A 9418-nucleotide genomic window follows, 5' to 3' on the forward strand; every position below is an offset into this window, starting at 1 on the left:
ATTAATAATAGTGGCGATCGCTTCTCTTGTACCTTTTTTTACTCCTAGATTAACTAATATCCATTCACTCATCCACTTTTTTATTGTGCGGGAGAGGAATATTACTATAATGATTGATAAAATTATTTCAGTAATATTTTTGATGGAGAATGATTGGTTGCCTAATTGAAATATCTCTGTTTGAAAGATTTGAACTAAGAAATTAAATATATTTGCTATTTCTATAAATATCCAATTCATCATGTTTGACCTAATCCTTTTCTAGGTAAGATAGAATAGCCTTTGCTGTTGATAGGTTTGTTGCTCAAGGTACTTGACAAACGTCACATAACATTAAAAATGCTTCTATATTCAGTTGTTTTTTCACTGCTAATATGGGTATTCTTAAATAGATAACTACTGATACATTTCCTGACATAATCAGGGAACCAACTGCTGTTTCTGTTCCAATCAACCTTTGATAATCTAGATATTTTCCAATGTTGATGTCGCTCTTAATTTCTGTAGATAAAATCTGGGCTAATTTCGGGGTAGTTGCTATTGGATGATTTTGCCAAAAAGCTTGATGTTTTACAATAAAATCTATGACTGGATAGTATTCATTTTGATTAGCAATTATAACTATATAATTATTTTTATTTTTTGTTTGACTTTCTGGCAATTTTTGCCAAGTTGATTTTGTGAAAACACTAATTAATTTAATGGCAATTTTCGGATGAGTATTCTTAATTTTCTCAATATCATCAAAGCGAATTACAGCTACTTCTCCATGACTAACAGCTACCACATTAGCACTTCTTGGTTGTGACTGAATTAATGCTATTTCTCCTAATAATTCTCCCCTACTTCGAGTTACTAATATTTCTGAATCTTCGACAATATTAATTTCCCCTTGGAGAATAATTCCTAGATAAGTTCCTATTTCTCCTTTTTTCATTAGCACTTGTCCTACTAAGAATTGGTGGCAAGATATATAGTTACTTACTGCTTGAATTTCCTCTGTGTAAAATTCACGAAAGACTTCTAGTTTTAGTAAAGTATTTACTACCTCATTCATCATCCCTATCCTTTTTTATTCCACATATTTGTATCATATCTGGTTTAATACTGTCAGAATGAAAGGGGTTGAGTCTTTTAATTTTTCGGATCCATTTTATGATTTTGGTTCTTGATAGAAGTAGTAAACATAAGTCATTTCTCTAGTAGCAGTCATTTCTGTATTGGCATCACTATGAATTGTGTAGNAGGGTTTGCTGAAAAAGTCTTTTTTAAGGAGTAGGGGAGCGGGGGAGTAGGGGAGTAATTTTTGGGCTACTATCTTGCCCAAAATGCTAACTTTTTGAGTACAAATAGCTGAAAACTAGGTACTTTTTCCATATCTAAAAAGACTAAACCTCAAAAGACTAATACCTTTATTTGTAAATACTTTGAGATTTAATCAGCAAGCCCTACCTATTCCCTTGCGGGTAGAAGTATAAATTATCTGAAATATATAAATAATAATTTCTGTTTTAATAGAAGATGAGCAAATTATAATCTAGCTAAAAGCTGAAGGTTATTTCACAACATTCCGAAGGAAATACTTAGGTTCTATTCCTAATTAAGATGTGCTGAAAAAAGTAGAGTGTGGGGAGTGTGGGGATACAGAGAAAGTAGAAAGAATAATTTTCCCTTGATTTTTCTGTACTTTTCTGCCTTTTATCCTAACTTTTTGAGGGAAATTATCTGGAAACAATATTAAAGATAAATAAATAGTCTACTTTGGGCTAATTATGAAACTATTTTTATAACTATCAAATTTTTGTATAATCTCAATAAATACNATACTTTATTTACGATTTTAGAGATATAGGCAATTTTAGACTGAAAATAGTTAACTAATTTATACTATTATTGCTCAGAGAAGATGAAAAAATGACTCAAATCACTGTAAGCATTTAGCTATTAGCGGTCAGGTAGCCTCCTGGGTCGTAACTGCCTCTGAAAGAGGCAGATCCTCTGTTAGCCCAGCTCCTCCGCAGGAGGCAAGAGGCGAGCTGACGGCTGAATGTTTACAAATCACTTCTAATAATTTTCAAAATATCGAAATAAGAGTAGGAAAAATTATCACTGTAAAAGAATTTCCTCAAACTATAAAACCAGCTTATAAACTTTGGATAGATTTTGGTAAATTGGGGATCAAAAAATCTAGCGCTGGATTAACAAAACTCTATATTCCCCAAGATTTAGTGGGGAAACTAATTTTAGCAGTTACAAATTTACCTCTACGTCAAGTCGCTAACTTTATGTCCGAAGTTTTGGTTCTAGGAGTAGTGATGGAACATGGAGAAGTTGCCCTAATACAACCAGATCGAGATGTACCAATAGGCTTAAGAATTTTGTAGCCTTTTGATTTTTCTGTCAAATTAAAATTCTTCTACCATCCATTCTGATGCTCTCTCTCCTAAGTCTAAAGGAATACTCACTACTTTACCTAACCTTGGTCGTTCGTTTGTATTCTCAATATAATTCTTGACAGTTTCTCCACCACCAAAACCATTTATATAGGTGGCTATCGCTTCTAAGTGGGCAAAATATTCTGATTCTTTCATGGGAAAGGATGCTTGTTCCAAATACTTCCACATGACCTGCACAAATATTTTGCCTTTTGTCCGTCGTAGTTGAATATCATAAGACTTACCCCACTTTGCCAATAATAATTGGTGTAATTCTTCGCCTGTCATTTCATTTATAAGTTATCAGTTATTAGTTATTAGTTATCAGTTATCAGTTATAGCGTTACGCATTAAGGTATCTGATATTTATAAATCCTGTTTGCGCAGCATTCCGTAGGAAAAGCTTTTGACATTCTACTATTCCCTATTCCTTAGCACTACGCGCTATATCAGTTAGGTTCCTAGGTCAGAACTTTTCTAGGTCATGCTACGCAAAAGTTAAAATTACCTTCTACTGAATTAGGAGGCTTAAAAATCCAAAATTTCCTTTTTTATCCCTTTGAAAAGAGAAGAAAATTATATCATTTTTTTGTCATATCCACACTTAAGATTTCCTATTGAGTTTAGTTTCCATTAGAGTCTTCTTGTGTTATAATATAAAAATTTTTGATTTATAATTCAAGCATCTATTGCTACTTGCCTGCAAAATATTTACATTTCTTAATAATAACNGTGTTATAATATAAAAATTTTTGATTTATAATTCAAGCATCTATTGCTACTTGCCTGCAAAATATTTACATTTCTTAATAATAACAGTAGAAGTTAAAACAATGTAATAATAATCAGGAAACGGCCTTAAGGCAGAATTGTTCTATCTAATAGAAGATTGTCAACTTGTCCGTATGGCTTGTTAATCAATCCTGACCTCAACGGTAGTTACAATACCAATATGCTTATGCAGTTCCAAATGCTTATGCTGATGGAATAGAGGAATTAGGAGTAATTCCATTCAGGATAACACCAGGAAAAGTAAGTTAAGTCATAAATATTTGTCTATAAACTTACAAACTCTGCACATAATTCAAAAATAGAAACGTAAATTAACAAAAAACAACCAACGTAATTCATGGCTCAAGCAGAAGGAACACCAGATGTACCCGATATGGGGCGTCGCCAATTTATGAATCTTCTCACCTTTGGGACTGTAACAGGGGTAGCTCTCGGAGCCCTATATCCAGTCGTTAACTACTTTATTCCTCCATCAAGTGGTGGAGCTGGTGGTGGAGTAACAGCAAAAGATGCCCTTGGTAACGATATTATAGTCAGTGAGTTTTTAGCCAGTCATAACCCTGGAGAACGAACTTTAGCCCAAGGATTCAAAGGAGACCCTACTTATGTAGTGATCGAAGGAGACCAAACCTTAGCTGACTATGGGTTAAATGCAGTATGTACTCATCTAGGGTGTGTTGTACCTTGGAACGGTAGTGAGAATAAATTTATTTGTCCTTGTCATGGCTCTCAGTATGACAGCACAGGAAAAGTAGTCAGAGGGCCAGCACCTTTATCTCTAGCATTAGTTCATACCAATGTTAGCGATGATAAACTGGTCTTTACTAAATGGGAAGAAACAGATTTCCGCACTGGGGAAGATCCTTGGTGGTCTTAAGAAATTTTTGACTGATAAATAATCAGTCATTGAAGCAGAAAGCTGCTATCCGTTATACCCCTGATGGTTAATGGTGGTATAACGTAAAATTTGTAAAAGTTTTTGATTTTTGAGAGAAGACATAATAAGTAATGTCAAAAATAAATTTATCAGCCGTATGGGGTAGTTTTGTTAAGCAGATCGCCAAGACAATGTTAGTAGCGATCGCTTCCATATCACTATTTATCACAAGTTCCCCGGCAGCAAATGCCTATCCATTCTGGGCACAAGAAACTGCTCCGGCAACTCCTAGAGAAGCTACAGGCAAACTTGCTTGTGCTAACTGTCACATTGGTGCTAAACCTACCGAAGTAGAAGTACCTCAGTCTGTACTACCAGATACAGTATTTAAAGCTGTTGTTAATATCCCTTATGATACTGACGTTCAACAAGTTTTAGGTGACGGTAGTAAAGGTGGCTTGAATGTAGGTGCTGTACTAATGTTGCCTGAAGGCTTCAAAATTGCACCTGAAGACAGAATACCTGAAGAGTGGGAAGAAGAAGTTTCTGGTCTGTATTTCCAACCCTATGCCGAAGACCAAGAAAACGTTATTTTAGTTGGGCCAATACCAGGGGAAGAATATCAAGAGATTGTTTTCCCAGTCTTATCTCCTGATCCGGCCACTGATTCATCTATCCACTTTGGTAAATATGCTGTTCATGTAGGTGGAAACAGAGGTCGAGGTCAAGTTTATCCTGCTGGTAATAAGAGCAATAATACTATTTATAATGCGGCTGCCAGTGGTAAGATTACTGATATTACTTTTGAAGAATATGTAGGTAATCAAATTACCATCGAAACTGCTAATGGTGAGACTGTTGTAGATACAGTGCCTCCTGGTCCTGAACTTTTGGTTGGTTTAGGAGATACTGTTGAAGCAGGTCAAGTTATTACTAATGACCCCAATGTTGGTGGTTTTGGTCAAGCAGATGCTGAAATTGTACTGCAAGATGCAAATCGAGTTAAGTGGTTGATGGCATTCTTTGCCTTGGTTATGTTAGCTCAAATTATGTTGGTTTTGAAGAAGAAACAAGTGGAGAAAGTTCAAGCTGCCGAAATGAATTTCTAGGTGGTCTGAGTTTTGTCTTGAAAAATTGACTCATAGGGAGCAAAGTATTGGGAGTGGAGGTGAAGTTCATTTCTGAAGCTTTGCTCCTTTTGATATTTATAAAAGTCATTAGACATCTCCATAAAAAGGTAGCAGGGAGTAGGGAGTAGGGGGAAATAATTAATGATTTATGTGCGATAATTTATTTGATTTTTTATGATTGGATATGTCTATTTGGTATCTTTGCCCAGGATTAAATTTTTGAGTTACGAGTTTGAACTGGAATAAAGGCAATACAGCAAAAAGATTGAAAGATGCTCCCTTACCGACAAATAAAGGTATAAAGCCTTCTATTTCAAAAGAAAAAGCGGTCGTTTTGCTGCGCGACATGAAAAACGCGGGTTGTGCGGAACGCTAAACGCCATATCCAATCTCCCATTGAGAAAAGTGCTGATATTTCCTTATATTGAATTCCGTTACGGTGAGGTAATTATCCATTATCCATTATCCATTATTAATTAATGAATCCCCTGCTTTTAAGATTAGGATCAGATTTTTTCCATCATTAAATCTTTCCATCTATCTCTCGTCATTGGAAAATCACCAACATTTTCATTTTATGAAGCTTCAGAAAAAAAATCGCGGGTAAAGGGATTTTCAGTTGCATCCTTACAAAAATTGTGATGGAATAAAAAAATATATGTGTTTCCTCGTCTATGCGCATGACTTATTGTTCAACTAAATTCCCCTTGCTTAAGAGACAATCAAATATTTAGAAATTTTTCCTCATCAAATCTTTCCACCCCTCGCTCGCTCCTTAGTGAAAAATAATAAACACCTTCATTTTCTAAAGCTTCAGAAAAAAATCGCAGGTAAAGGGATTTTCAATTGCATCCTTACAAAAATTGTGATAGCATAAAAGTTAGTTGGGGTTACTTGTCTATGTAAATGATTTTTTATTCAACAAAAAAATAAAATAGTCTATCATAAATTCCAAATACTGTATAGGAAAGAAACCCAACAAATTAGGTTCATAAATCAAAATTAACTTTGTCATACAAGTCAGCTAAACTAATCTCAAAACCAATAAATTTTAGAGATAATTTACTATCTTCTCCTCGATGTTCAGANAAATTCCAAATACTGTATAGGAAAGAAACCCAACAAATTAGGTTCATAAATCAAAATTAACTTTGTCATACAAGTCAGCTAAACTAATCTCAAAACCAATAAATTTTAGAGATAATTTACTATCTTCTCCTCGATGTTCAGATAATAACCATTGCTTAGATTCTGTTTGAGTAAATTGTTCAACCTGCATTGTATATTGGTCGATTAAAATATATTCTTTAAAAGTGGGAATTGTACGATAGGCAGCAAATTTTTTACCTCTATCAAAACCCTCAGTTGATGTTGATAAAACTTCCGCAATAATTACAGGATTAGTTAGAGTATCTCGCCTTCCTTCCTGAAATTGTAATTCGCCTTCAATTATCATTACATCAGGATAAGTATAGATTTTTTCTGTAGGAATCCAAAGTCGTTGATCTGTGATAAAAACATCATAAGGTTGATGTTTTAATGCCAAGTTTAACGCTGCATATAAATTCCCTGCTATTTTGTTATGATTAGGAGTAGCACCTGTCATAGAAATAATTTCACCATTAATATATTCATGTTTTTCTTCTGAGTCAATCTCTAAAGAAAGGTATTCTTCTGGAGAATAGGATTTTTCAGTTTTAATTTCTGCAACCATTAGATATTATGCCATTATATTTTTTGGATTTATTTTAGCACAAATATTCTTATATTCTAACCCTGCTAATAAATATACAATTAATTTTGTGTCAAGGTTGAATATAGTTATAAATTTTCATTTATCCGTAAACAAATTGATGAAATTTGTAGAAATAAATGTCAGTTTATAATAATGAAAATTAGGGTTTAATAGGAGAATGGCAAACATGACTTATCAAAAACCTCCAGGCAGTTTAGTTATTCTGAAAAAAACGTCTAGAAACTTAATTATTAAGATTCCATCTTTAGATTCTTCAAAATCAGGGCAAATTTTCTTGTGTTTTATGGNTCCGAAAAGGGTTTAATAGGAGAATGGCAAACATGACTTATCAAAAACCTCCAGGCAGTTTAGTTATTCTGAAAAAAACGTCTAGAAACTTAATTATTAAGATTCCATCTTTAGATTCTTCAAAATCAGGGCAAATTTTCTTGTGTTTTATGGCTGTTCTAGTTTGTCTGATTAAGTTATTTATTTTAAGAGTATTCAGTAGGGATAGAATTGAGTCGCTGGGGACTTTATTAGGTTTATTTATAGGGAATTTAGTTTACTTACCTTTCTGAAAATTTGCCTTTAGACATTATATTGAAATCTCTCAAAATGAGTTTTTTATAAACTGGAATATTTGTTTCTTTAGTCGTACAATTAAAGCTAAAACAAAAGATATAGCAATCATATTTCAGTTGTAAGATTTTAGTGGCATTTAGGAGTCAGGAGTCGTAGGGACGTTGCATGCAACGTCCGTACAGGAGTCAGAATTTTTAAGCTTTTCACCTCAAACTAACTATGATAAAAATTCTCACATCTCATTCCTGATTGCTATATAAAGAAAGTTTATTTGGAAAAAGATTTACTTATTAGTAACCTAGATAGTAAAAAAACAACACATATAACATTTGATTTATTCAAAGCTAGAAGGAAATATCAATTTGGCTATATCCTGACTCAAAAAGAACAAATATGGTTATTTGCTGAAATTAGAGATTTTCTAGAACTAGAAGAATTAAGATTTCAGGAAAGGCTCAAAAAACCAGAAGGAAAATTATTGGATAATCAAAATTTAATAGAGTAATTTCAGTTAGCCTCCTATCGGAGGAACTTCGTTAACAGTTAGCCTCCTGCGGAGGAACTTCGTTAACAGTTATCAGTCCATACAGTTCAGTTAATAATTTTTTTTGGCATTTCTGTAATCTGAAAAGCTCATCTAGTAGTTCCATATCATAGGAGTTTTGGTATTATCTGAACCGTATTGAGTCATCAGTACCTTCGACTAAAGCCAGAGGCTTAAAATACTGAGTTGAATATTTCTCTTGGTCGATTGGATATGGCGTTTCGGCTCTTAGCCGAAAACGACCGCTTTTTCATCCCCTTAAAAACGGAGGATTTGGATATTCTGGTTTTGGTAAAAAACAGCAAATATTTTTCTATAGGATAGGGAATATGAATCTACACCAAGCTAATGATATTATTGCTCAACGATATAGAATTGTTACTTCTTTGGGAAAAGGTGGAATGGGAATTACTTATGAAGCTGAAGACCTGAAAAATTATCAGCGAGTAGCACTTAAAGTTGTTTCTTTACAAGAAGCAAAAGACTGGAAAATATTAGAACTTTTTGAGAGGGAAGCTAGAGTTATTGCCAATTTGAATCATCCTCAAATTCCCAAATATTTGAATTATTTTTATATTGATACAAAGCCAGATAGACGATTTTATTTAATTCGTGAATTAGTTTCGGGAAATTCCTTAGCAACTTGGGTAGAAAAAGGTTGGCATCCAACAGAAGTACAAATTAAACAAGTGGCAATTCAAGTCTTAGAAATTTTGAGTTATTTACATCAACTAAATCCACCAATAATTCACCGAGATATTAAACCGGAAAATATTATTTTACAACCTGATGGTCGAATATTTTTAGTAGATTTTGGTGCAGTTCAAGATATTTACCGAAATACAATGTCTTTGAGTGGAACCTTTGTCGGAACTATTGGATATATGCCACCCGAACAGATACAAGGAAGAGCTTATTGTGCATCAGATTTATATAGTTTAGGTGGAACTTTATTATATTTATTAACCCATCATTCCCCAGATAAATTGCCTCAAAAAAGAATGAAAATAAACTTTCGTTCTTGTGTGGAAATTTCACCTAAATTTGCAGATTGGTTAGAAGTAATATTAGAGCCGATGTGGGAAGATAGATTTAAGTCAGCAAAAGAAGCTTTGAATGTACTTTGTAGTAAGTCAGAAATTGTTTATAATGATTATTCTTTAGTGGAGTCTACTCATCAAAAACCTGAAGGCAGTGAAGTAACTCTGAAAAAAACATCTAGAAGCTTAATTATTAATATTCCGTCAGGTAGTTCTACTCTTATCAAATTTCATGTAGCAATATTCTTTTTTCTTTTCGGAGTAGCTATGTTTATTATAT

The 9418-nt window shown here is 33.5% G+C and carries 8 protein-coding genes and 1 pseudogene; 5 read left to right on the forward strand and 4 right to left on the reverse strand.

The annotated features are described in order from the left end of the window. Both AFK68_RS23185 and AFK68_RS23190 read right to left on the reverse strand, forming a co-directional pair. Positions 1–243: pseudogene (locus AFK68_RS23185) on the reverse strand (hypothetical protein); the annotation flags it as partial. Positions 244–304: 61 nt separating this feature from the next. Beyond that, the gene (locus tag AFK68_RS23190) at positions 305–1060 is read right to left on the reverse strand and encodes a cyclic nucleotide-binding domain-containing protein (RefSeq protein ID WP_094675461.1); all 756 of its coding nucleotides are present in this window, start codon (positions 1058–1060) and stop codon (positions 305–307) included. Positions 1061–2057: 997 nt separating this feature from the next. On the opposite strand from AFK68_RS23190, the gene AFK68_RS23200 reads away from it, so the two are divergent. Beyond that, the gene (locus AFK68_RS23200; protein WP_210407576.1) at positions 2058–2384 is read left to right on the forward strand and encodes a tRNA-binding protein; all 327 of its coding nucleotides are present in this window, start codon (positions 2058–2060) and stop codon (positions 2382–2384) included. Positions 2385–2405: 21 nt separating this feature from the next. On the opposite strand, the gene AFK68_RS23205 is transcribed toward AFK68_RS23200, so the two are convergent. Beyond that, positions 2406–2723: a DUF3067 family protein gene (locus AFK68_RS23205; protein ID WP_094675465.1), complete on the reverse strand. Its 318-nt coding sequence runs from the start codon at positions 2721–2723 to the stop codon at positions 2406–2408. Positions 2724–3564: 841 nt separating this feature from the next. On the opposite strand from AFK68_RS23205, the gene petC reads away from it, so the two are divergent. Together petC and petA are read left to right on the forward strand one after the other, a co-directional pair. Next, positions 3565–4104, forward strand: coding sequence for a cytochrome b6-f complex iron-sulfur subunit (gene petC, locus AFK68_RS23210; RefSeq protein WP_094675467.1), 540 nt, complete (start codon positions 3565–3567; stop codon positions 4102–4104). 131 nt (positions 4105–4235) lie between these two features. Then, positions 4236–5213, forward strand: coding sequence for a cytochrome f (petA, locus tag AFK68_RS23215; RefSeq protein WP_094675469.1), 978 nt, complete (start codon positions 4236–4238; stop codon positions 5211–5213). 1153 nt (positions 5214–6366) lie between these two features. On the opposite strand, the gene AFK68_RS23220 is transcribed toward petA, so the two are convergent. Further along, a complete protein-coding gene (locus tag AFK68_RS23220; RefSeq protein WP_094675471.1) occupies positions 6367–6948 on the reverse strand; it encodes a Uma2 family endonuclease in 582 nt (193 codons plus the stop codon). 877 nt (positions 6949–7825) lie between these two features. Here AFK68_RS23220 and AFK68_RS23230 point away from each other — a divergent pair. Then, positions 7826–8059, forward strand: a complete 234-nt coding sequence (locus AFK68_RS23230) for a hypothetical protein (protein ID WP_094675475.1) — start codon at positions 7826–7828, stop codon at positions 8057–8059. Between the two features lie 368 nt (positions 8060–8427). Beyond that, positions 8428–9418, forward strand: a 991-nt coding sequence (locus AFK68_RS23235; protein ID WP_094675477.1) for a serine/threonine-protein kinase, incomplete at its 3' end; no start/stop codon positions are given.

The organism is Hydrocoleum sp. CS-953 (genome assembly GCF_002260545.1).
Taxonomy (GTDB): domain Bacteria; phylum Cyanobacteriota; class Cyanobacteriia; order Cyanobacteriales; family Microcoleaceae; genus Trichodesmium.

Excerpts from the sequence above, each read along its gene's own strand:
- petA (WP_094675469.1), top strand. The coding sequence starts at position 4,236 with ATGTCAAAAATAAATTTATCAGCCGTATGGGGTAGTTTTGTTAAGCAG.
- AFK68_RS23190 (WP_094675461.1), bottom strand. The coding sequence starts at position 1,060 with ATGATGAATGAGGTAGTAAATACTTTACTAAAACTAGAAGTCTTTCGT.
- petC (WP_094675467.1), top strand. The coding sequence starts at position 3,565 with ATGGCTCAAGCAGAAGGAACACCAGATGTACCCGATATGGGGCGTCGC.
- AFK68_RS23205 (WP_094675465.1), bottom strand. The coding sequence starts at position 2,723 with ATGACAGGCGAAGAATTACACCAATTATTATTGGCAAAGTGGGGTAAG.
- AFK68_RS23220 (WP_094675471.1), bottom strand. The coding sequence starts at position 6,948 with ATGGTTGCAGAAATTAAAACTGAAAAATCCTATTCTCCAGAAGAATAC.